The sequence below is a fragment of the Bradyrhizobium sp. MI1.3 genome, from assembly GCF_055811695.1.
Window position 1 is genome coordinate 1 of sequence record NZ_JBVVPQ010000028.1, and the last position, 22,603, is coordinate 22,603.

Genomic DNA, 22,603 nt, shown 5'->3' on the forward strand with positions numbered 1-22,603 from the left:
TTACGGGGACTCGGAGTTGCCACTTCGCGCCACAACCTCTCCCTGGGGTAATGGGTCCTGGCTTTCGCCAGGACGACGTGGGAGAGGGACGTCGCGTCCCCGTCCCTCACGCCGGCACCGCTCACGCCTTGCCGTCGATCTCCGCGAACACCTCGCGCGCGATCCGAAAACTGTCGACCGCAGCCGGCATGCCGCCATAGATCGCGACCTGCATCAGGATCTCGCGGATCTCGTCGCGGCTGACACCGTTGGTGAGGGCGCCCTTCAGATGCGCGCGGAATTCGTGCTGACGATTGAGGATCGCGATCATCGCGATGTTGAGCATGCTGCGGGTCTTGCGCGGCAGCTCCTCGCGGCCCCACACGGTGCCCCAGCAATATTCGTTGAGCATCTCCTGGAACGGACGGTTGAAATCGTCGACGGTCTTCAGGGCGTTGTTGACATAGGCCTCGCCCAGCACCGCTTTGCGGACTTCCAGGCCCTTGTCATGCATCTTCTTGTCCATGGCGTTTCCTTTGCTTCTCTTGCGTTTTTCTTGGCTGGCGGCGCGGAAATTACGGGGTTGCGGCGGGTCAGTCACGTCCTCGTGTTATGCGGGAAAAGGGGTGTCTCCCGTACAGGAACGGATGCCTCAGTGCTGCCGTTGTGGTACGCTTCTCTACCGGGCAACCTGGAGAGTTGATTGAACGGCGTCACCCCCGACCCGTCAGACCCGATCCGCGATGGCGACGCTCTGTCGCGGCTGAAGCTGGCGCAAGCCCTGCAGCGGGCCACTTATGCCATCGCGTGGGAGCGTGCCTGGCCGAGTTTGGCGCGGCTTCTCACTGTCGTCGGCCTGTTCCTTGTGGTGTCCTGGGCTGGCCTCTGGCTGGCGCTGCCTTTCATTGCCCGCGCTATCGGGCTCGTGGTTTTCGCCGGCATCGCGATTGCCGTCCTGTTCCCGTTGAGTCGCTTTCGCTGGCCGAGCCGCGAGGAGGCGCTGGCCCGGCTCGACCGCGGCTCCGGCATCCGTCATCGGCCGGCCACCACGCTGACGGACACGCTGAGCTCGCAGGACCCGGTTGCGCAGGCATTGTGGCGGGCGCAGCGTGAGCGCACGTTGGCTTCGATCAAGCGCATCCGCGCCGGTCTGCCGAAGCCCCGGCTCGCTCTGCATGATCCCTGGGCGCTGCGCGCGCTGGTCATGGTGATGCTGGTTGCGACGTTCTTCGCCGCCGGCGACGAGCGCGCGATGCGGCTCGGGGCCGCCTTCCACTTGAACGGCATGCTGGCCCCGGCGAATGTTCGCGTCGATGCCTGGGTCACGCCGCCGCTCTACACCGGTAAGCCGCCAATCATCTTGTCGGCCGCGAACAAGGAGGCCGCGGCGCTGCCGGCCAGCGGCCCGCTTGCCGTTCCCGCTGGCTCGACCCTGATCGTTCGCTCCTCCGGCGGCAGCCTGGATGTTGCCGTCTCCGGCGGCCTCAAGGAGGTCGCGCCTACCGAAGCTGCGCCCAAGGGCACCAACGAGAAGCATTTTACCATCAGCGGCGACGGCACCGCGCATGTCCGTGCGCCCTCTGGCCAGCCGCAATGGGCGTTTGCGGCAACGCCGGATCGTGCGCCGACGATCGCGCTGGCCAAGGATCCCGAGCGCCAGGCCCGTGGCGGACTCCAGCTCACCTACAAGGTCGAGGACGATTACGGCGTCACCGGCGCCGACGCGCAAATCGGCCTGCGTCCCGCCGACGCCAAAGATGGTGTCAAGGATGGCAGCAAGGAGGCCGACACCAAGGCTGCCGCGCGGCCGCTATTCCAGCCTCCGCAATTCCCGCTCGTGCTGCCGAATGCGCGCACCCGCAACGGCGTCGGCCAGACGGTGAAGGATCTCAGCGAGGATCCCTATGCCGGCGCCGATGTCACGCTGACCCTCACCGCCAAGGACGAGGCCGGCAACGAGGCCCGGAGCGAGCCCTTCAACATGCGCCTGCCCGAGCGACTGTTCACCAACTCGCTCGCGCGCGCGCTGGTCGAACAGCGCCGCATCCTCGCGCTCGACGCCAACAAGAATTCGGATGTCTACGCCGCGCTCGACGCGCTGATGATCGCGCCCGAATTGTTCACGCCGGATGCGGGCTGCTATCTCGGCCTGCGCAGCCTGGCGCTGCAGCTGGAAGCCGCCCGCACCGACGACGCGCTGCGCGATGTGGTGGGAAGCATGTGGGCGTTCGCGGTCACCATTGAGGACGACGGTGTCGCCGGCAGCGTCAACGCCGCGCTGCGCTCGGCCCAGGACGCGCTCAAGCGGGCGCTGGAACGCGGCGCCAGCGAGGACGAGATCAAGGCGCTGACGCAAAAGCTTCGCGAAGCGATGGCCGGCAAGGTGCGCGATCTCGCCCGGCGCGCCGAGCAGAATCCGCTTGGACCGCGGCAGCCTTTCCCGGCAGAGGTTCAGCTCATCCTCGACAAGTCTGTCGAGCTGAAACAAAAGACCCAGAACGCCACGCCCGAGCAGCTCGAAGAGCTGGCGAAGCAGCAGGACGCGTTGCGCGAGCAGCTTCAGGCCTATCGCAAGTCGGCGAACAACCGGGCGAAGCCGGGCAACGACGGTGCCAACCAGTCGACGCGAGACCGTAAATGCGGAAGCTAGCACGCGTGCCAGTCTTGAAGGCGATCTCGATCGCCTGCCTCGCCTTCCTGTTGGGAGGCGTCTCGCCCGTGGCTGCCCAGCAGGATCAGGATGTCGATGCCCTGCTCGATGGCGCTGAAAAGGCGATGCAGGATTCCGGCGACAGCCTCAGGCAGAAGGAATCCGGCAAAAGCCTGAACAATCAATCCGATGCGATTCAGAAGCTCGAGGACTACAAGCGCGCGACGGAAAAGAGCCAATCCTCCAATCGCGATCGTTCCGTCATCACGCAGCGCGACCTCGACGAATTGCTGAAGCAAATCGAGAAGGCGGCGCGCGAAGGCAACAAAGAAGCGGCTCAGCGCATGCTCGAGCAGCTCGCGCAGATCATGGAAAATCTCCAGATGGCGCAGCCCGGGCAATCCGGCGACAGCGACATGGAGCAGGCGCTCAACGAGCTCAGCGACATGATCCGCAAGCAGCAGCAATTGCGCGACAAGACTTTCAAGCAGGGCCAGGATTCCCGGCGTGAGCGCTCGCGCGGCAAGCAGCAGGGCGACCAGTCGATGTCGGACCTCCAGCAGGATCAGCAGTCGCTGCGGGATCGCCTGAAGAAGCTGCAGGACGAACTCGCCAAGCGCGGCCTCACGCAGAAGGGGCAAAAGGGCCAGAAGAGCCAGGGCCAGAAGGGGCAAAAGGGTCAGCAGGGCGAGCAGGGACAGCCGGGCCAGGATGGCGATCAGGACGGCGACCAGGGCGATGACGACGGCAGTCTGGACGCCGCCGACGGGGCCATGGGCGATGCCGGCTCGCAGCTCGGCGAAGGCAATTCGGATGGTGCCGTGGACGCGCAGGGGAAAGCGCTCGAGGCCTTGCGCAAGGGCGCGCAGAAGATGGCCGAGGCGATGCAGCAGGGCGATGGCGACGGGCAGGGCGATGGTCCCGGCAACCGGCCCGGCCGCCAGCAGAGCGGCGGCAATCAGACCGATCCGCTCGGCCGCCCCCTTCACGGCCGCGATCTGAGCGACGACTACACGGTCAAGATCCCCGGCGAGATCGACGCCCAGCGCGTCCGGCGCATCCTCGAGGAGCTCCGCCGCCGCTTGGGGGATAGCTCGCGCCCGCAGATCGAACTCGACTATATCGAGCGGCTGCTGAAGGATTTTTGAGGCTGTCGCAGCTTTCGTAGCCCGGATGAGCGAAGCGATATCCGGGGCCGCCGGTCCCGCACGTCGCTGCGCTCATCCGGGCTACAAGCTACGACCCCGCCTGCTACCCCTTCTTCGCCGCCAGCGCATCCGCCACCGCCGTGCGGATGTCGGCGACCGAGAACGGCTTGGTCACGACGTCATGCACCAGCGCATTGAGATTCGAGGCGCGCTCGCGCTGGTCGGCAAAGCCGGTCATCAGCAGAATGGTCAAATCGGGGAAATCGCGTGCGACGGAAAGCGCCAGCGCGATGCCATCCATCACCGGCATCTGGATGTCGGTGAGCAGCAGGTCGAACTGGCCGCCCGCGCGGGTCAGGATCTCCAGCGCCTCGGCGCCGTCTTGTGCGGTGACGATCTCGTGCCCGTCCATGGCGATGGCGCGTGCCACCAGCTGGCGCATCGAATCCTCGTCGTCGGCGATCAGGATTTTGGACATGAGACGAACCTTGACCTGCGAAATCGATTATACGCTGCCGCCGGCGATGTCGCGCCGGTTGAAGAAGCGAACGTCGATATTGCGGCCCTCCGGGGGCGGCGAGGCCAGGCGCGAGCGGAAGAAGGCGCGCTCGCCGGGCTGTAGCACGGTCTGTTCCAGAACGGTGTTCCAGGCGTAGATTTCCGCGCCTTGCGCGTCGCGCACCGCGAAGCGCAACCGGGGAATGTCGAGCGGCTTCTTGCCCTGGCCCACGATCACGCCCTCGATCACCAGCACCTGCTTACCGTCCACGGTCTCGCTGGAGAGCTTGACGTCCTTGAAGGCCAGTGCGCGCAGGTTAACTTCGAGGCCGACCATCCTGTAGAAGGCGGCCGTCTGCGGCAGCAGTCGCACCATATCGCCGCGCCAGATCACCAGCGCCAGCACTAGCGCGCCCATGGCGGCGCAGGCGGTTGGCAGGCCGAAATGGGATTTTCGCGGGGCCGCGGTGGCGACTTGACGGCGCACTCGGGCGCCGCGGCGACGGCCGAACAGGCCTTGGAACCAGGACTGGTGCTGTTCGCCGACGACTTCCTCCTCGACGGACCGGGCAGCCGCCGACCATTCGTCTTCGGTGTCGCTGGTCTCCTGGTCCGGCCAGTCGCTGGCGATCGAGGGGCTGTCAACGACAGGCGCGTCAGCTGCGCCGTCGTCCTGGGCAAATGAGTTCCACTGCTCGGCGAGATCGGACTGGTCGTCGGCCCGGCTGGCTGCGGCCATGGCCGGGACAGATGCCTCCTCGATGGCATCCTCGGCATGGGCGACCCAGGTTTCCTTGCAACGGGAACAGCGCACGGTCCGGCCGTTCGCCCCAAGGCTCGCGGGCTTGATGGCGTAGGATGTCGTACAATGAGGGCAGACGATATGCATGGACGAGCCTTGATGCATGGACAAGTCTTGACGGTGACACGGTCGCGGAGAACCGAGAGGGAAAGATGCTACCAATTATGCTACAGGACGACCGTTAACGAACCGGAAACCATAACGGCCGCAAAACCCGTTGATCGCGCGGAGCGGAGCACAGCCGTGCGGCCCGCGGTCTCTCTCGAACGGAGCTGAGCTTGGTTCGGTTCGAAAATGTCGGATTGCGTTACGGCCTGGGGTCCGAGGTCCTGCGCGACCTCAACTTCCAGATCCCGGCGCATTCTTTCCAGTTTCTCACTGGCCCGTCCGGCGCCGGCAAGACCTCATTGCTGCGCCTGTTGTTCCTCTCGCATCGACCGACGCGGGGCCTCGTCAATCTGTTCGGTCACGACATCTCGCAGCTCGGCAAGGACGAAATCGCAAACTTGCGCAAGCGCATCGGTATCGTGCTCCAGGATTTCCGCCTGCTCGACCACATGACGACCTATGAGAACGTCGCGCTGCCGTTCCGCGTCATGGGCCGCAGCGAATCGAGCTACCGCAAGGAGGTCATCGACCTCCTGAAATGGGTCGGGCTCGGCGAACGCATGGACGCGCTGCCGCCGATCCTGTCCGGCGGCGAGAAGCAGCGCGCGGCGATCGCGCGCGCGGTGATCTCGCGACCGCAGCTGCTGCTGGCCGACGAGCCGACCGGCAGCGTCGATCCGACGCTCGGCCGCCGCCTGCTGCGGCTGTTCATCGAGCTCAACAAGTCAGGTACCGCCGTCATCATCGCCACCCACGATATCGCCCTGATGGACCAGTACGAGGCGCGACGCTTCGTGCTGCACCAGGGACGGCTGCACGTCTATGAGTAGGCCCGACGAGCGCGGCGTGCTGGTCGATCTCGGACAGGAGGGTCCGCCGCTTCCGGCTAGGGCGCGCAACATGTCGCCGATCGTGCCGCGCGCCTCGATCCACGGCCGCGCGCTGGTCGCCGTCGTCGCCATCATGACCTTCCTGGCGTCGATGACGACCGGCACGGTGCTACTGGTGAGCGCCTCCGCCGCCGAATGGCAGTCGGATGTCGCGAGCGAGATCACCATTCAGGTCCGCCCGCAGACGGGCCGCGATCTCGAACGCGACACCGCTGCGGTGACCGAGGCCATGCGCGCGCAAGCCGGCATCGTCGAGGTCAAGCCGTTCACGAAGGACGAGAGCGGCAAGCTGCTCGAGCCCTGGCTCGGCACCGGCCTGTCGATGGACGATCTGCCGGTGCCGCGCATGATCATCGCGCGCGTGCAGCCCGGCACCGCGCTCGATCTCGGTGCTCTGCGGGCCCGCGTGACCCAGGTAGCGCCCAGCGCCAGCGTCGACGATCACCGCGCCTGGATCGAGCGCATGCGCTCGATGACCAACGCCACCGTGCTCGCCGGCCTCGGCATCCTCGCGCTCGTCATCGTCGCCACCATCATCTCGGTGTCGTTCGCGACCCGAGGCGCTATGGCGGCGAACCGTCCGATCGTCGAGGTGCTGCATTTCGTCGGCGCCGGCGACCGCTATATCGCCAACCGCTTCCTGCGTCATTTCCTCAGGCTGGGGCTGGAGGGCGGCGTGATCGGCGGCGGCGCCGCCATGCTGGTGTTCGGCTTCTCCGAGTCGATTGCAGGCTGGTTTTCCGGCACCCCCGTCGGCGACCAGTTCGCCGCGCTGCTCGGCACCTTCTCGCTGCGGCCGTCCGGCTACATCGTGCTCGCGGTGCAGGCCGTGCTGATCGGCGCCATCACCGCGGTCGCCTCGCGCCAGACGCTGTTCGCGACGCTGAATGATGTCGATTGAGGCTGACAAACCGGACTCCACTTCGCCTCAAAACGTCCTAAAATCACCTCTGGGAAGGGATCACCGACATCGCATGACCGCGCCGACCGACGATCGATCGCCGAAACTGCCGCGCGGCTGGCTGCGCGCGACCGTGATGTCGACGATCGCGCTCGCCTTCGTTGGCGCGGCGGCGGGCTTCATCGCGTTTCTGTCGCAATTGCGCGGCGCCGAAATCGCGCCGGACCGCAAGGCGGACGGCATCGTGGTGCTGACCGGCGGCTCCTCGCGGGTGTCGGATGCGATGGAGCTGCTCGCTGCAGGTTACGGCAGGAGGCTCCTGATCTCCGGCGTGCACCCGACCTCGACGGCGAGCGACATCTCCCGGACGCTGCCGGAGAACCAGTCCTTCATGCGTTGCTGCGTCGATCTCGACCGCACCGCGGTCTCGACCCGCGGCAATGCCGCGGAAGCGCGGCGCTGGGCCGCGGGGCGCGGCTTCAAATCGCTGATCGTGGTCACCTCGAACTATCACATGCCGCGCGCGCTGGTGGAATTCTCGCATGCGATGCCGGAGACGACACTGATCCCGTTCGTGGTGGTCGGCGACAAATGGCGCGAGGAGCCGTGGTGGACCTCAGCGTCCACCTTGCGGCTGCTGCTGTCGGAATATGTCAAGTACATCGCGGCCGAGCTCAGGGTGCGGCTGGAGGATTTCGGGATTGACCTTTCGCCCGAGATGTCGGAGCAGCCTTCCGGGCTGCAGCCGAAGCGGCCCGCCACCGCACAGGCCAATTGATCGGTAACTGATCGGCAATTGATCGGATCCTTGATGTTCTTGATTTTCCTGCGATCGCTCGTGTTCAACGTGCTGTTCTACACCGTGCTGGTGTGCCTCGCGATCGTGGCGCTGCCGACCTTCGCATTGCCGCCGCGCGCCATGCTGAGGGTCGCGCAATGGTGGGCGAAGGCGACGCTGTTCCTGATGCGGGCGGTCTGCAACATCAAGGTGGAATTCCGCGGCCTCGAAAAGATTCCGACGGGACCATTGGTCGTCGTGGCGAAGCACCAGTCGTTCTGGGAGACGTTCGTCCTGCCGGGTTTTTTCGACCGTCCGATTTTTATCCTCAAACGTCAGCTCATGCAGATCCCGGTGTTCGGTCAGTTCCTGGTCAAGACCGGGATGATCGCGATCGACCGCAACGCCGGCGTCAAGGCGCTGCTGGACATGACGCGGCGTGCGCGGGAGGCGGTGCGCAGCGGCGGGCAGCTTGTGATCTTTCCCGAAGGCACGCGCCGCGCCCCAGGCGCGCCACCGGACTACAAGAGCGGCTTCGCGCAGATCTATTCGTCCTGCGGCGCGCCGTGCCTGCCGATCGCGCTCAATTCCGGCCTGTTCTGGCCGCGCCGCACCTTCATGCGCTATCCTGGCACGCTGGTGGTGGAGTTCCTCGATCCGCTGCCGCCGGGCTTGCCCAAGGACGAGTATCTTTCCCGTGTGCAAACGGCGATCGAAGACGCGACCGGCCGCCTGGTCGAAGCGGGTCGCAAGGAGCAGGAGCAGCTGATCGGCTCGGCGCCGAGCTATGCGCCGTCGGAGAGCTAGCGGTTTTCCCGATCGTCCACCGGAGCCGGCGCGTGCTGAGAATGCGCATCACCATGCAGCATCATGGCAAGCTGATGCAATGGCGCATCGCGAAAACCTTCGGCCTCGATCGCCTTCACCGTCGCGGTCACGTAGTCGCGGTTGGCGCCCGACTGGCCGTGGCCCTGGAGCACGTGCCGATGCTGGTCGGTGAGCGACAGCCGGCCGGCATATTGCACATGGCCGCGGTCGACGACATAGGCGAGCGCGGAGACGCGCTGCCGCGCGTCGTTCTCCAGCCAGACCGAACGCATGACTTCGCGATAGACCGACGTCACCTGCTCGCGCGCGCGCAAATAGGCGACGACGTCGGCGCGGTTCTTTTCGGCGACGCGGAAGGCGATGCCGCGGCAGGCGCCGCCGCGGTCGAGGCCGAGCACCAGACCCGGCTTCTCCGGCGTGCCACGGTGGACGAAGGAATAGACACAGAGCGCGCGATGCTCGCCGACCAGCCGCGCCGGGACGCGCTCCTCGAATTCGAAGCCCGGCCGCCACATCAGCGAGCCGTAGCCGAACACCCAGAGGTCGCCTTTGGCAGTGGTGACGGAGGGAAGGGTGATTTCCGACATTTCGGGCACGGCTACCAGAACCGCGCCCTCAAGCGAAGCGAATTCTCCGCCTTTCGTCGCAGACTTACCTCGCTTACATTTGACAAAATCAGGGATCAAAGGGTCGCCGCATGTCCGATATGACCGTTGCCGCAGGCCGGCGCTCCCGTTGGGGCCTTTTCATCGCCCCTGTCATCCTCCTGATCCTCGCGGTGGCGTGGAGCGGCTTCTGGTTCTATGCGGCGTCGCAGGCCGAAATCGCCGCCGACGCCTGGCGCGCGCAGGAGGCCAAATCCGGCCGCATCTATGATTGCGCCAAGCGCTCGATCGCGGGCTTCCCCTTCCGCTTCGAGGTCCAGTGTTCGGGCGCCAGTGTCGCACTGGTGTCGCAGAACGCCAGCAAGACGCCGTTCACGGCGAAGCTCGACAACATCCTGGTCGTCGCCCAGGTCTACGATCCCAAGCGCGTCATCGCCGAATTCACCGCTCCCGCGACGCTCACTGACGGCGTCACGCAAAGCACCTTCATCGTGAACTGGAGCAAGGGTCGCAGCAGCGTGTTCGGTCTGCCCGCCGTGCCGGAGCGCGCCTCCATCGTGTTCGAGGAGCCGACCGTCAATCGTGTCGACGGCAGCGTGCAGGTGCCGCTCGCACGCGCGAAACAGGTCGAACTGCACGGACGCCTCGCGGATGGATCGCCGTCCGATCATCCCGTGATCGAGACCGTGCTCCAGATCGCGCAGGGCAGCATCCAGGGCGTTCATCCGCTGCTCGCCGAGCCGTTCGAAGCCGATACGCGGGCGAAGATCACCGGACTGTCCGACCTCACGCCAAAGCCGTGGCCGCAGCGCTTCCGCGAGATCCAGGCCGCCGGCGGCCATATCGAGATCGTGCAGTCCCGGATCCAGCAGGGCGAGATGATCGCGGTTGCGGCCGGCACGCTCGGGCTCTCGGCGAACGGCCGTCTCGACGGCGAACTGCAGATGACGGTGACGGGCCTCGAGCGCGTGATCCCCGCGCTCGGCATCGAGAAGATGCTGGAGGAGGGAGTGCCGCAGGCAACCCTCGATCGCGTCGCGCCCGGCGTGAAGTCGCAGGACCTGAACAATCTGTTCGGCGCGCTCGACCGCGCCGTTCCCGGCCTCGGCAAGGTCATCAAGCAGAACGCCAATGCCGGCGTTGCCGCCGGCATCAATTCGATCGGCACCGAGAGCACGCTGGAAGGCAAGAAAGCTCGCAGCTTCCCGCTGAAGTTCGTCGACGGCGCCGTGCTGCTCGGCCCGGTCAAGGTCGGTCAGATCCCGTCGCTTTATTAGTTCGTGAATTCATCAATCTGCCGGGCGGACAGCTCGGTCCGCCTGACGCTTCCGAAGCTGTGAACAGATCGCTTCCGAAGGGCGTCTTGTCGTCGCCGGTGACGCAACCTGCGAGGTCCTCTCCTGCGTCGGGCGAGGAGTGCGTCAGCGCGTCTGGACAGGAGACGTTCTGCCGCCCTATTGAAGACCAACTGACGGCTCTAAGGTCGCGCCCAATTATCTGGGGTTCGGGGGAAACAATGCACGCGTTGAATTGTCTCGTGGCAGCATCGCTGCTCGTCGCCTCGCTTCAGACCGCAACCGCCAAGAATGGCGAGCATTGGGTGGTGTCCTGGACGGGCGCGGTTCAGGGCCCATACCCCGTCGGCAATCCGTCTGCCCAGCCCGAACAGAAATTCGCGTTTCCCGAGCCTGCGGCCGGTGCGCGGGATCAGACCTTTCGTCTGATCGTGCGACCGGATATCTGGGGCCGTCAGGCCCGCATCCGGCTCAGCAACGCCTTCGGCACCAAGCCCGTCACGTTTGACGGCGTTTTCGTCGGCCTGCAATCGGGCAGTGCCGCGTTGATCCGCGGCTCCAACACTCCCATTACGTTCGCCGGCACGGCTTCCGTTACGGTGTCACCGGGGAATTCGGTCTGGAGCGATGCGATCGCGCTGCCGTTTGCAAAGCGGCCTGATGACCTCGCCGGCCGCCGGCTTGCGGTCAGTTTTCATGTTGCCGGCCAGAGCGGTCCGATGACCTGGCACGCCAAGGCGCTGACCACCTCCTATGTCAGTGCGCCCGGCGCCGGCGCGAAGGGCGCCCTCGAAGACGAGGCTTCCTTCCCCTATGCGACTGCGTCGTGGTTCTTTCTCGATGCGATCGAGATGACTGCGCCTGCCGATGCCTTTGCCGTCATGGCGTTTGGGGATTCGATTACCGACGGGACCGCTTCAACCATGAATGGCGACGATCGCTGGCCCAACGTGCTGTCGCGTCGCCTGAAGGCGGTCTACGGCAACAAGGTCGCCGTCGTGAATGGCGGCATCGGTGGCAACCAAATCGCAGGCCCCGCCGAATATGGTCCCGACAAACCGTACGCGGGCGGCCCCGCTTCGGGCCAGCGGCTCGATCGCGACGTGCTGTCGCTGTCCGGCATATCCAGCCTGATCTGGCTGGAAGGCATCAACGATTTCAGCAAGAACGGCAATTTCACGGCCGACCAAGTCATCGCCGCGATGAAGGATGGTGTCGCGAGGCTACGTGCGAAATGGCCGCAAGCCCGGATCATTGGCGCCACCGTCGTTTCGGCATTGGGCAGCACCAGCGCGGCACATGGTTTCCCCGAGCAGGATGACAAGCGCAAAGCGCTCAACGCATTCATCCGTAGCTCGGGGACATTCGACGGCGTGATAGATTTTGATCGTGCGACGCTCGATCCGGCCTCGGGTGGCCTCAAGCCGGAGTTCGTTCCCGAAAGCACGACCGGCGGCGCCGGCGACAAGCTTCATCCCAACCGCACCGGATATCTGGCGATGGGACAGGCCATCGACCTCGATCTGTTCAAGCCGGGAAAGTTTGATCGCAGCGCGAAGCAGTAGGATGAATTCAGAGTTGCCTGTCTCCATTCATCGCCCTCAGCTGTCGTAACTCCCTCCATGCAGGTTACGAGCTGAACTCACGGCCGCTTCGCCGGATCGTGATGACCCGCCGGGAATGCGGAGCCGCAAAGTCCGCTCTCTCTCCATGTCGGCCGCACGTTGAGGCGGTCGCCCAGGCAGGAGAGATATCATGACGAAGTCCAGGCTGTTCATTGCCGCTATCGCCATCTCGACCACGCTCGCGACGCCCGCGTTCGCGCAGTGGGAATGGCAGTCGCAGGAGCCGGCCGCATACGCCTCGATGTATCCTAATGGTGATCGCAACATCTCGAATCCCACGACGCGGGAGACGATGGCATTCGTCCCCTCGCGGAAATCACCGCGCCCCACGGTGATGCGCGCGACCAAGGGCAAATAGTCGCCATCCACCACTTGCCCGTCGCGAACTGGGCCTGGTCATGCCCCGGCCGGGCCCAATGCGCATTACCTTGAACGTGGCCTTGGACAATCGCGACAGTCGCGCGTGCGGATCGGGGGCCAACGAAAATATTCCGAACAGGATCGTCAGGAAAACGTGATGCAGAAGATGCACCTCGCCGCGAATAACCGCAGCCGCATTCAAATCACTCCACACCAGGGAAGCATGCAGGCGCCGGAGACGGCGCGCGGAATCCAATCCGCTTCCCAAATGGAGGAAGCTTCAAGTGCGGATCATCAATTGCGGACTGATGCTGGGTATTCTCGCTGCCTGTTCAGGGCAGGCGCGTGCCGACGACAATGTCACAACCGAAATCCAGTCGCTGAAGGCGAAGCTGAAGGAGCTCCAGCAGCGCGTGGACTCCGAGGCGCGCAAGACGCGGCAGGTTGAAGCGCAGGCGAAGGCCGTTCAGTTACCAGCAAGTTACAAGGCGCTCGCCGCCGATCCATGTGCGGCCGGCAAGGTCTGCTACAAGGGCGTGACGTTGACATTCGGAGGCTGGGTCGATCTCACCGGCATCTACCGCTCACGCAATCTCGCTTCCGATACCGGCTCGGTCTACAACTTCATCCCCTATCAGCAGAGCCGCAATTTCAACATCCCGGAAACGCGCTTCTCCGCGCGCCAGAGCAGGTTCTCGGTGTTGGCCGAAGGCAATGCCGATGCCGACACGCACCTCGCTGGTTACGGCGAGATCGATTTCGAAGGTGCGGCTCAGACGGCGAACTCGGTGGCGACCAACTCATTCAATCCGCGCATGCGGCAGCTCAGCCTGGAACTGGACCGCACCGATCTCGGTCTTCACTTCCTCGCCGGGCAATCCTGGTCGCTCAACGCGCCGACCAAGTCGGGCATCGATCCTCGCGGCGTCGATGCGCCCGGCGTGATCGACTTCGAATCCGTCCCGGGATTTCTTGCGGCACGGCAGCCCGGGCTGCGCGTCTGGCAGGACATCGGACCGGAGTTCAAGCTGGCTGCGTCGGTCGAGAATGCCCAGACCGCGTTCTTCGGCGGCAACGTCCCGGCTGTCGGCACACCCGCCATTGGACCCCAGGGCGTGCTGAACCCGAACCTTCAGGTCAATCTGACCGGTCCCGGCGGCAGCTTCTTCAACAACCTCAACAATGTCAGTCTGAATCAGGTGCCCGACGTCACCGTCAAGGCAGCCTGGGACCCACGGCTCGGGCCCACCAAGCTGCATGTCGAGGCGTGGGCGCTCTACCGCCAGCTGTTCGATCGCTTCAACAACGCCAACCACACCTACGACACCGGAAGCTTCGGGGGACACATCTTCGCCGAACTGATTCCGAAAACCCTCGATCTTCAGCTCTATGGCTCGCACGGCGTGCTGGGCCGCTTCACGGCAACGCCGTTCCCCGACGCGGCGGTGGCGCAGGACGGCACCATCCTCCCGCTGACGATCACGGCGGCCGCCGTCGGCCTGATCTGGCACGCGACGCCCAGCCTCGATGTCTACTCCTATGCAGGCCTCGAAAAGGCCAAGGCGAATTTCGCCAATGTTGGAACGGTGCCCTTCGGCTACGGCAATCCGCTCTACAACAACACCGGCTGCTTGACCGAGAATTCGCCGGCCGCGACCTGCAACGGAAACACCAGGGAGGTCCGGCAGATCACGGCCGGGATCTACGACACCATCTACCAGGGCAATTTCGGTACGCTCAAAGCCGGCCTGCAATATTCCTACACGCAGCGGTTCGCATTCGCCGGCGTCGGCGGCGCCCCGAAGACGGACGACAACGTGGTCATGACGCAGATCCGCTACTATCCGTTCTAGTCACGGAGCCACGCGGGCTCGTAGCCCGGATGGAGCGAAGCGCAATCCGGGAATCTTGCCTCAAGCGACGGAGGTCCCGGATTACGCTTGCGCTCCATCCGGGCTACTTCAGTGCTACGGCTTGTTGCCGAGCTGCGCATGCGGCCGGCCGAAGTCGGGCGCCGCCGAATCCTGGCCGATCTCGACAATGCCGCGGCGGATGGCGCGGGTGCGGGTGAAGTGGTCGAACAGCGCCTCGCCGTCGCCGCGGCGGATCGCGCGGGTGAGCTTTGCCAGATCCTCGGTGAAGGTGCCGAGCATCTCCAGCACGGCTTCCTTGTTGGCGAGGAAGACGTCGCGCCACATCGTCGGATCGGAGGCGGCGATGCGGGTGAAATCGCGAAAGCCGCCGGCGGAGAACTTGATGACCTCGGACTCCGTCACCTGCGCCAGTTCGTCGGCGGTGCCGACGATGGTGTAGGCGATCAGATGCGGCAGATGGCTGGTGATCGCGAGCACGAGATCATGATGATCCGGCGTCATGATTTCGACCTTGGCACCCATCGCCGCCCAGAACGCACGCAGGCGATCGGTGGCAGCCGCATCGACGCCCTCCGGTGGGGTGAGGATGCACCAGCGGTTGATGAAGAGCTCGGCGAAGCCCGAATCGGGGCCCGAATGCTCGGTGCCTGCGACGGGATGCGCCGGCACGAAATGGATGCCTTTCGGCAGATGCGGCGCCATATCCCTGACGATGGCGCCCTTGACCGAGCCGACGTCGGAGATGATCGCGCCGGGCTTGAGATAGGCGGCGATTTCCTGCGCCACCGGCCCGCAGGCGCCGACGGGAATGCAGAGGATGACGAGATCGGCATCCTTCACCGCTTCCGCATTGGTCGCCACGACCTGATCGACAATGCCGAGCTCCATCACGCGTGCGCGCGTCTTCTCCGAGCGCGCGGTGGTAACGATCTCGCCAGCCAAGCCCTGGAGCTTCGCAGCGCGCGCGATCGAGCCGCCGATCAAGCCGAAGCCGATCAGCGCGACGCGCTCGAAGTGCGAGGTCGCGCTCATGTTCCGGCCATGAAGTCGCGCAGGCCCTCGACGACGAGGCGGTTGGCCTCCTCGGTGCCGATGGTCATGCGCAACGAATGCGGCAGGCCGTAGTTCTTCAAGCCGCGCAGCACCAGCCCGCGCTTGGTGAGGAAGGCGTCGGCTGCGTCCGAGGTCTTTCCCTCCGTCGGGAAATGGATCAGCACGAAATTGGCGACGCTCGGCGTCACCTTCAGGCCGAGCTTGCCGATCTCCTCGGTCAGCCAGTTGCGCCAGGTCTCGGTGAACTGCTTCGACATCGCCTGATGCGCGGTGTCCTCGATCGCGGCAACGGCAGCGTACATCGCCGGCGTCGACACGTTGAAGGGACCGCGGATGCGGTTGACCGCGTCGATGATGTGTTCGGGGCCGAACATCCAGCCGATCCGCAGCGCCGCAAGACCATGGATCTTGGAGAACGTGTGGGTCACGACCGTGTTCTCGGTGGTCGCCACCAGCTCGATCCCCATCTCGTAATCGTTGCGCGAGACGTAGTCGCAATAGGCTGCGTCCAGCACCAGCAGCACGTGCGAGGGCAGGCCGGCGCGCAGGCGCTTGACCTCGTCGAACGGCAGATAGGTGCCGGTCGGGTTGTTGGGGTTGGCGAGCCAGACCAGTTTTGTGCGCGGCGTGACGGCTTTCAGGATGGCGTCTACATCCGCGGTGAGGTTCTTCTCCGCCGCGACGACGTTCCTGGCGCCGACCGCCATGGTTGCGATCGGGTAGACCAGGAAGCCGTGCGTGGTCGAGATCGCCTCGTCGCCATGGCTGAGATAGGTGTGGGCGAGCAGATTGAGGATCTCGTCCGAGCCGGCGCCGCAGATGATGCGGTTGGGGTCGAGCCCGAAGGTGCGCCCGATCGCTTCGCGCAGCACGCGCGAGGTCCCTTCCGGATAGTCTTCCAGGTGATCCGCCACGTTCTTGAACGCCTCGATCGCCTTCGGCGAGGGCCCGAACGGCGTCTCGTTGGCCGAGAGCTTGAACACCTTGCGACCGGGCTCCGCCACCGGAGTCTTGCCGGGCGTATAGGGCGCAATATCGAGAATGCCGGGATTCGGCACTGGGCGGGACATCTTCAACTCCGGAGTGGCTTAAGCGGTTCGCGACTTACGATTTCGGCCCGGTCGGGGGCACCGTATAGCGCGTTGCGTGGCTGCCGACGAGGGCCGTGGAGCGCACCGAGGCCCCCGCTTCGATCAGGGCAGCCTTGATCTTGTCGAGGCTGCTCGTCGCGGTGACCGAGACCAGCAGCGCGGCGCCGTCGAAGGCGGTGTCGGGCACCGCCACGATCTCGGCGAGCGGCGACAGGGCGCGCGCAACTTCGGCGTTCCACCCTGACACGCGTACGCTGAAGGTCTCGACCTCCGTCACCAGGGCGCTGTCGGCGACGCGCGAGACCGCGAACACCGGCAACGCCGCCGGATGGTCGGCGCGCTCGACAAAGGGTAGCCGCGCGATGATCTTTGGCGCGCCGGCTTCTTCCAGCGACAGCCACCACGGCGTGCGGCTCGAGGTTGCCGAGACCAGCGCAAGGTCGCCCTTGGATTTCGCGACGGCCTCGACCGCCGCCTGCGCGCTGAAATGCGCGACGTAAGGCACGGTGAAGCCGAAATGGAATCGCGCGGAATCGCGCATGGCCGGCTCGCTTGCCGAGATGTCGGCGTGCACCGAGAATGGCGCCTGGACGTAAGTGAACGTCGCGATGATCACGCGCCAGATGCTCTCGACCGTGTCGAGCGGCAGGATGCCGCGATGGCGCTGGACGAGGTCACGCATCATGGCGGCCTCGCGCGCGGGACGGAACGCCGAGCCGACCTCCTGGGTCTGCTTCACCTGGATCAGGCGGTCGATGATGTCGCCGCGCTGCATCAGCAGGCGATGCATGCCCTCGTCGATCGCGTCGATCTCCTTGCGCAATTCCTGGAGCGATGGTGGCGCGGGCGGACGTTGGGACATGTCTGACAGGTGCTGTTGAGGGGCGTTCCAATGCGGATCAGTCGAGCCGTCACCGCTACGATGGATGTCCTGATTAGGCAGTCGGGGCTGCGAAAGCAAAGAGAAATGCAAAGGGAAATCGGGCCCTTTCCGCCGGCGGCGCGGCAGGCGAATTTGGTCGATCCGGGCCGCGACTTGACGAAAACCGTCCAAGACGGTAGTTTTTATCCGTTCCGTGGTCATTTGAGCCGGCCGGCTTGCAGCCACGTTAAAAAACTCGCTAAACAGGCCGGGGACCCTTTCGATCCCGGCCGAACCTATCGTTCAGGCCGGGTTTTTCATGGCCTGATGTCAATGCGGTCACTTCTACGATCGCAAACGAGGTCGATGGTCAGATGGTTGGCGTCCAGTCAATTCCCAGTCCCGCGATCACTGCCGACGAGCGGTCGCACGAGGTGGATCGTCCGAGCTCGCAGGTTGCGCAGTTCGGCACGAAGCAGCCGCTGCAGCTCGATTGCGGTGTCGATCTCAGCCCGTTCCAGATCGCCTACCAAACCTACGGCGAGCTCAATGCCGATCGCTCCAATGCGATCCTGATCTGCCATGCGCTGACCGGCGACCAGCACGTCGCCAATGTGCACCCTGTCACCGGCAAGCCCGGCTGGTGGGAGACCTTGGTCGGCCCCGGCCGACCGCTCGATCCCAGCGAGTATTTTATCATCTGCTCCAACGTGATCGGCGGCTGCATGGGCTCGACCGGTCCGGCTTCGATCAATCCCGCGACGGGCAAGGTTTGGGGCCTCGATTTCCCCGTCATCACCATCCCCGACATGGTGCGCGCGCAGGCGATGCTGATCGACCGGCTCGGCATCGACACGCTGTTCGCAGTCGTCGGCGGCTCGATGGGCGGCATGCAAGTGCTGCAATGGACTGCGGCGTATCCGACTCGGGTATTCTCCGCGCTGGCGATTGCCTGCTCGACACGACATTCGGCGCAGAACATCGCGTTCCACGAGCTTGGCCGTCAGGCGGTGATGGCCGATCCCGACTGGCACCAAGGCGGCTATGCCGATCACGGCATCCATCCGCATCGCGGGCTCGCTGTCGCTAGGATGGCGGCGCACATCACCTATCTTTCGGACGCCGCGCTGCATCGAAAATTCGGCCGGCGCATGCAGGACCGCGAGCTGCCGACCTTCTCGTTCGACGCCGACTTCCAGGTCGAGTCCTATCTGCGCTACCAGGGCTCGTCCTTTGTCGAGCGCTTCGACGCCAACTCCTATCTCTATCTGACCCGCGCGATGGATTATTTCGACATCGCCGGCGACCATGGCGGCGTGCTGGCGAAGGCGTTCGCGGGAATCCAGACCCGCTTCTGCGTGGTTTCTTTCACCAGCGACTGGCTGTTCCCGACCTCGGAATCGCGCGCGCTGGTGCACGCCCTGAATGCGTCGAGCGCGCGGGTGTCCTTCGCCGAGATCGAGACCGATCGCGGTCACGACGCGTTCCTGCTCGACGTGCCCGAGTTCTTCGACATTGCCCGTGCCTTCCTGCAGTCGGCAGGCAAGGCGCGCGGGCTTACCGCCAGGACTGCTTAACAAGGACGGCTAGTCATGTCTGTACAGGAAGCGCTGCCGCTGGGCGGCCTTGCGACCGGGCAGCCCGGCGATTTTCGCGCCGACCATGTGCTGGTGGCCGAGATGGTCAAGCCGGGCTCGAAGGTGCTCGACGTCGGCTGTGGCGAGGGCGACCTGCTCCAGCTGCTGGAGACCCGCGGCATCGACGGCCGCGGCATCGAGCTGTCACGCGAGGGCGTCAACCGCTGCGTCGCCAAGGGTCTTGCGGTGGTGCAGGGCGATGCCGACACCGATCTCGTGAATTATCCCGATGACGCCTTCGACTACGTGATCCTGTCGCAGACGTTGCAGGCGACCCGGCAGCCGAAAGTGGTGCTGGAGAATTTGCTGCGCATCGGCCGCCGCGCCATCGTGTCGTTCCCGAATTTCGGCTTCTGGAAGATGCGGCTCCAGCTCCTGATCGGCGGCCACATGCCGCGCACGGAGAATCTGCCGGCAAGCTGGTATGACACCGCCAACATCCATTTCTGCACCATCAAGGATTTCGTCGAGCTCTGCGACGCGATCGACGTCAAGATGGAACGTGCCGAGGCGCTCGACCTCTACGGCCGCCCGCTGCGGCTGCGGATGCCCTGGTGGGTGTGGAATCTGTTCGGCGAGCAGGGCGTGTTCTTGCTGACGCGAGGCGGCAGGAAATAGGATTCCCGTAGCCCGGATGAAGCGTAGCGCAATCCGGGATTCTATCCGCGGAGGCGAAGGCCCCGGATTTCGCTTTCGCTCCCTCCAGGCTACGCGACGGAGCGTGTGGCGACGCCTTCGCGCTAATGCGCCGGCAACGACCGCGCATCGCGCGCCGGCCATCTTCCCGCTTCCACCAGCGTGACGAACCGTTCCACCGTTTCGTTGAACAGCGCGGGCTCTTCGAGATTGAGCACGTGGCCGGACTTCGGAAACATGGCGAGCCCTGCCGCAGGCAGATGCTTCTTCAGGAACAGGCTTGCGCCCACGCACGGATCGTCCTCGTCGCCGCAGATGATGAGTGCCGGCGTCGCGGCGGCTCTGATCGCATCCGTCATCGTAAAGATCGAGGGACGTCCGGCCTGGAAGCCGCGCATCGTCCGCGCCGATCCCTTGGCGTCGTGCCGCGCCAGCGCGGCATAGAAATCGGCGTGGCCGCGCGGGTCCTTCGTCAGGAACGGAATCCGGCTCGGCGCCTCGCGCGTGACTTTTGCGACTTCGGCTGAGCCGAGCATCTCGAATTGCTCCGCGTTGGCGCGGCACTGCCGGCGCCAGGCGTCGAGGTTCTCGATCTCCGAGCCTGAGCCGACGCCGGCGAGCGTCATCGACAGGGCACGTTGGGGCGCGTTGAGCCCGATCTGGAGCGATGAATAGGCGCCCATCGAGAGGCCGACGAAGTGCGCGCGATCGATCTTCAGATGATCGAGCACCGCGAGCGCATCGGTGTAGAAATGCGTGTAGCCGTAGACCTCGCCATCAGGCACGTCCGATGGCGTGTAGCCGCGCGCGGAATAGGTGATGCAGCGATGGCCGCGCGAGAAGTAGCGCATCTGCGGCTCCCAATTGGTGTAGTCGGCGGCGAATTCGTGCAGAAAAAGTATTGGCGTGCCCGTGCCTGCTTGTTCGAAATAGAGGCGGCAATTGTCCTTCGTGAGGGCGTGAGGCATCCGGTTTTCTCCCAGAGGTGGCTGCGACATTGGAATGCCGTCCTGCGGTTAGCGCATACGAACCTAACACTTATTAATCATCTTAATCATCGTCCAAAATCTCCGCGACCGCGTCTTGTTCTCGCCACATCAGGATACTGATACAGCCCGCGGATGTCGGCCACCGCACGGGCCGATTGGGAAGTGGGGGTGTCAACGAAGGATGAAGAATGTTCGAGTTGTTTGCGTCTCGCCTGTCGCGCTGTGTCGTCGCGCTGGCTGTTTTCTTCGCGGCGGTCGCCGCCTTCACCTCTCCGGCGTCAGCACGATCTCATCGTCATAGCGCAGAGCGGCACGCTTACGCGCATCACGCCAGCAGATATCATCATTACCGGCATGCACGCAGTTCGCGCTTCGAGCGCGGCGCGGCGCAATTGCAGGCGAGCGGCTTCGGCAACACCTTCGCCAGCTATGACCCGAACGCCAATAGCGGCGGCATCGCCATGAGCGGCAGCGGTGGAATGGCTATGAGCGGCAGCGGTGGAATGGCCATGAGCGGCAACGCTGGAATGGTTACCAGCGATAGCGGTGGGATGACCACGCGCGCCAGCCGTCGAACCATGAGGCGTGGCGGTGGGATGGCCACTAACGCGAATGTCGGCGGCGTGGCCAATAGCGCCACGAGCAGCGGCGGCTTCGGCGGCGGGTCGGGCCTTGTGTCCGAGGCACGCCGCTATGTCGGCGGCAATCCGACCGGCCGCGGCAGCCTGTGGTGCGCGCGCTTCATGAACATGGTGCTTGAAAAGACCGGTCACCGTGGCACCGGCTCCGACATGGCGAACTCGTTCGCGCATTACGGCACGCGTGTCTCCGGTCCTCAGGTCGGCGCCATCGCGGTCATGTCGCGCGGCGGCCGGGGCGGTCATGTCGGCATCATCACCGGCGTCGATGCGCAGGGCAATCCGATCATGATCTCCGGCAACAACGGCAACCGCGTCCGCGAAGCGCCGATCTCGCGCGGCCGGATCTATGCCTATGTGATGCCGAATTGAGGCGCGTCATTGCGAGCGCAGCGAAGCAATCCAGAATCCCTCGCGGAGACAGTCTGGATTGCTTCGTCGCTTCGCTCCTCGCAATGACGGAGTTTGCTGAGAAAGCGCCCCGTCACACCAGCTTCGGCTGTTCCACCGCAACCGCGTCGCCCACGCCGATGTCGCCGTCGGCGATCACCTCGGCATAGATGCCGCAGTCCATGTGGCCGAGATTGCTCGAGAGCGTGGCCGGGATTTCGAGATCGCGCCTGGCGGTCTGAGGATCGACATTGGTGGCCGGGCAGCGCTTGATGCGCTTGACCACGTTCAGCCGGGCCTGTCCGATCGCCAGCGTCTGGCCGACGAGGTCGAGCTCGGACCAGGCCGGCCAGCCCTTCACGTAGAGATTGGCGCGGAAGCGCAGCGGGTGGACGGCGGCGCCGCCGAGCATGGTCTCGAGTGCGCGGACGCTGTCGAGATTGATGATGGACACGACCTTGCGGGCGACGTCGGAAAAGCTGTGGTCGCGGCCGGACAGGACCTTGGGCGGGCCCTTCAACTCCGGCTGAAAGTTCTGGCTGAAATAGTCCTCGATCGCGGCACGCCCGGCGGCGGTCTCGAGATCGCCGACGGCGACGATCTGGCCATCCTTGCGGATGGTCAGGCGATGGGTCGCGTCCTCGAACCGGCTGTCGAGCGAAGCCAGCCGCTCATTGCGCGCCAGCATCAGGAACTGGATCTTCGGCTTCCACTGCGGCTCTTCCGGATCGAAGCCGCTGGGGCCGTTCTCGATGGCATAGCGGCGGTCGGCGGGCAGTGTCTGGCCGGTCTGCAGGGAGACGCGGGGCAGGGGCTCCGGCGTCAGACCCTTGATCGGATAGCGGTAGAGGCCGGTGATCTCGGCGGTCTGGTTGGCTGTCATTGCGCTCGGTGTCATGCCGCTACTTAGGGGATTCGGCCCAGCGGCGCCAAGCGGGCGGATCCGCGCACGAAATTGTGAACTCG

22 protein-coding genes and 1 riboswitch are annotated in these 22,603 nt (G+C 65.0%); of the genes, 13 read left to right on the forward strand and 9 right to left on the reverse strand.

The window, feature by feature from the left end:
• Positions 1 to 121 precede the first annotated feature (121 nt).
• The gene (locus AC0L3A_RS21010) at positions 122 to 505 is read right to left on the reverse strand and encodes a carboxymuconolactone decarboxylase family protein (protein WP_007597318.1); all 384 of its coding nucleotides are present in this window, start codon (positions 503 to 505) and stop codon (positions 122 to 124) included.
• Positions 506 to 682: 177 nt separating this feature from the next.
• Between AC0L3A_RS21010 and AC0L3A_RS21015 the strand changes: the two genes are divergently transcribed.
• Both AC0L3A_RS21015 and AC0L3A_RS21020 read left to right on the forward strand, forming a co-directional pair.
• Positions 683 to 2,629, forward strand: coding sequence for a TIGR02302 family protein (locus AC0L3A_RS21015; RefSeq protein ID WP_473255121.1), 1,947 nt, complete (start codon positions 683 to 685; stop codon positions 2,627 to 2,629).
• Positions 2,617 to 3,777: a DUF4175 family protein gene (locus AC0L3A_RS21020; RefSeq protein ID WP_007597314.1), complete on the forward strand. Its 1,161-nt coding sequence runs from the start codon at positions 2,617 to 2,619 to the stop codon at positions 3,775 to 3,777. The genes AC0L3A_RS21015 and AC0L3A_RS21020 overlap by 13 nt, the downstream gene beginning before the upstream one ends.
• A gap of 103 nt (positions 3,778 to 3,880) precedes the next feature.
• On the opposite strand, the gene AC0L3A_RS21025 is transcribed toward AC0L3A_RS21020, so the two are convergent.
• Both AC0L3A_RS21025 and AC0L3A_RS21030 read right to left on the reverse strand, forming a co-directional pair.
• Positions 3,881 to 4,255 carry a response regulator gene (locus tag AC0L3A_RS21025; protein ID WP_007597312.1) on the reverse strand — a complete coding sequence of 125 codons (375 nt, stop codon included), beginning with the start codon at positions 4,253 to 4,255 and terminating at the stop codon, positions 3,881 to 3,883.
• 27 nt (positions 4,256 to 4,282) lie between these two features.
• Complete coding sequence (locus AC0L3A_RS21030) at positions 4,283 to 5,164, reverse strand: MJ0042-type zinc finger domain-containing protein (RefSeq protein ID WP_007597311.1); 882 nt, start codon at positions 5,162 to 5,164, stop codon at positions 4,283 to 4,285.
• Positions 5,165 to 5,355: 191 nt separating this feature from the next.
• Between AC0L3A_RS21030 and ftsE the strand changes: the two genes are divergently transcribed.
• From ftsE to AC0L3A_RS21050, 4 genes are all read left to right on the forward strand, one after another.
• Entirely contained in the window at positions 5,356 to 6,015 is a 660-nt protein-coding gene (gene ftsE / locus AC0L3A_RS21035; RefSeq protein ID WP_007597309.1) for a cell division ATP-binding protein FtsE, read from the forward strand.
• The gene (locus AC0L3A_RS21040) at positions 6,008 to 6,976 is read left to right on the forward strand and encodes a cell division protein FtsX (protein ID WP_027514144.1); all 969 of its coding nucleotides are present in this window, start codon (positions 6,008 to 6,010) and stop codon (positions 6,974 to 6,976) included. Before ftsE ends, AC0L3A_RS21040 begins: the two co-directional genes overlap by 8 nt.
• A 73-nt stretch (positions 6,977 to 7,049) precedes the next feature.
• Positions 7,050 to 7,754 carry a YdcF family protein gene (locus AC0L3A_RS21045; protein WP_354126834.1) on the forward strand — a complete coding sequence of 235 codons (705 nt, stop codon included), beginning with the start codon at positions 7,050 to 7,052 and terminating at the stop codon, positions 7,752 to 7,754.
• A gap of 33 nt (positions 7,755 to 7,787) precedes the next feature.
• The gene (locus AC0L3A_RS21050; protein ID WP_219680471.1) at positions 7,788 to 8,561 is read left to right on the forward strand and encodes a lysophospholipid acyltransferase family protein; all 774 of its coding nucleotides are present in this window, start codon (positions 7,788 to 7,790) and stop codon (positions 8,559 to 8,561) included.
• On the opposite strand, the gene AC0L3A_RS21055 is transcribed toward AC0L3A_RS21050, so the two are convergent.
• On the reverse strand, positions 8,558 to 9,169 hold the full coding sequence (locus tag AC0L3A_RS21055; protein ID WP_219680469.1) for a gamma-glutamylcyclotransferase: 612 nt from the start codon (positions 9,167 to 9,169) through the stop codon (positions 8,558 to 8,560). The two genes, AC0L3A_RS21050 and AC0L3A_RS21055, sit on opposite strands and share 4 nt — an antisense overlap.
• Positions 9,170 to 9,279: 110 nt before the next feature.
• Here AC0L3A_RS21055 and AC0L3A_RS21060 point away from each other — a divergent pair, with 110 nt between their 5' ends.
• The 4 genes from AC0L3A_RS21060 (at position 9,280) to AC0L3A_RS21075 (ending at position 14,320) form a co-directional block, all read left to right on the forward strand.
• Positions 9,280 to 10,464 carry a DUF2125 domain-containing protein gene (locus AC0L3A_RS21060; protein ID WP_473255123.1) on the forward strand — a complete coding sequence of 395 codons (1,185 nt, stop codon included), beginning with the start codon at positions 9,280 to 9,282 and terminating at the stop codon, positions 10,462 to 10,464.
• A gap of 239 nt (positions 10,465 to 10,703) precedes the next feature.
• Complete coding sequence (locus AC0L3A_RS21065; protein ID WP_354199935.1) at positions 10,704 to 12,047, forward strand: GDSL-type esterase/lipase family protein; 1,344 nt, start codon at positions 10,704 to 10,706, stop codon at positions 12,045 to 12,047.
• A 190-nt stretch (positions 12,048 to 12,237) separates the two neighbouring features.
• On the forward strand, positions 12,238 to 12,465 hold the full coding sequence (locus tag AC0L3A_RS21070) for a hypothetical protein (protein ID WP_007597301.1): 228 nt from the start codon (positions 12,238 to 12,240) through the stop codon (positions 12,463 to 12,465).
• Positions 12,466 to 12,751: 286 nt separating this feature from the next.
• On the forward strand, positions 12,752 to 14,320 hold the full coding sequence (locus AC0L3A_RS21075; RefSeq protein WP_219680459.1) for a hypothetical protein: 1,569 nt from the start codon (positions 12,752 to 12,754) through the stop codon (positions 14,318 to 14,320).
• A gap of 114 nt (positions 14,321 to 14,434) precedes the next feature.
• Here AC0L3A_RS21075 and AC0L3A_RS21080 read toward each other — a convergent pair whose 3' ends face one another.
• Genes AC0L3A_RS21080 through AC0L3A_RS21090 form a run of 3 tightly spaced genes read right to left on the reverse strand, consistent with a single transcriptional unit; the run spans position 14,435 to position 17,347 of the window.
• Positions 14,435 to 15,373, reverse strand: a complete 939-nt coding sequence (locus AC0L3A_RS21080; protein ID WP_219680456.1) for a prephenate/arogenate dehydrogenase family protein — start codon at positions 15,371 to 15,373, stop codon at positions 14,435 to 14,437.
• On the reverse strand, positions 15,370 to 16,464 hold the full coding sequence (hisC, locus tag AC0L3A_RS21085) for a histidinol-phosphate transaminase (RefSeq protein WP_219680453.1): 1,095 nt from the start codon (positions 16,462 to 16,464) through the stop codon (positions 15,370 to 15,372). The genes AC0L3A_RS21080 and hisC overlap by 4 nt, the downstream gene beginning before the upstream one ends.
• A 34-nt stretch (positions 16,465 to 16,498) precedes the next feature.
• A complete protein-coding gene (locus tag AC0L3A_RS21090) occupies positions 16,499 to 17,347 on the reverse strand; it encodes a chorismate mutase (protein WP_219680450.1) in 849 nt (282 codons plus the stop codon).
• Positions 17,348 to 17,551: 204 nt separating this feature from the next.
• Positions 17,552 to 17,631: riboswitch (SAM riboswitch) on the forward strand.
• 90 nt (positions 17,632 to 17,721) lie between these two features.
• Here AC0L3A_RS21090 and metX point away from each other — a divergent pair.
• Positions 17,722 to 18,924 (forward strand): homoserine O-acetyltransferase MetX, encoded by a 1,203-nt coding sequence (gene metX, locus AC0L3A_RS21095; RefSeq protein ID WP_473255124.1) that lies wholly within the window; start codon positions 17,722 to 17,724, stop codon positions 18,922 to 18,924.
• A gap of 15 nt (positions 18,925 to 18,939) precedes the next feature.
• On the forward strand, positions 18,940 to 19,602 hold the full coding sequence (metW, locus tag AC0L3A_RS21100) for a methionine biosynthesis protein MetW (protein ID WP_007597293.1): 663 nt from the start codon (positions 18,940 to 18,942) through the stop codon (positions 19,600 to 19,602).
• Between the two features lie 122 nt (positions 19,603 to 19,724).
• Here metW and AC0L3A_RS21105 read toward each other — a convergent pair whose 3' ends face one another.
• On the reverse strand, positions 19,725 to 20,588 hold the full coding sequence (locus AC0L3A_RS21105) for an alpha/beta fold hydrolase (protein ID WP_007597291.1): 864 nt from the start codon (positions 20,586 to 20,588) through the stop codon (positions 19,725 to 19,727).
• Positions 20,589 to 20,797: 209 nt separating this feature from the next.
• On the opposite strand from AC0L3A_RS21105, the gene AC0L3A_RS21110 reads away from it, so the two are divergent.
• Positions 20,798 to 21,619: a TIGR02594 family protein gene (locus AC0L3A_RS21110; protein WP_473255125.1), complete on the forward strand. Its 822-nt coding sequence runs from the start codon at positions 20,798 to 20,800 to the stop codon at positions 21,617 to 21,619.
• A 112-nt stretch (positions 21,620 to 21,731) separates the two neighbouring features.
• Here the strand turns inward: AC0L3A_RS21110 and AC0L3A_RS21115 are convergent, their stop codons facing one another.
• Positions 21,732 to 22,520 (reverse strand): MOSC domain-containing protein, encoded by a 789-nt coding sequence (locus tag AC0L3A_RS21115; RefSeq protein ID WP_473255126.1) that lies wholly within the window; start codon positions 22,518 to 22,520, stop codon positions 21,732 to 21,734.
• Between the last annotated feature and the right edge of the window lie 83 nt (positions 22,521 to 22,603).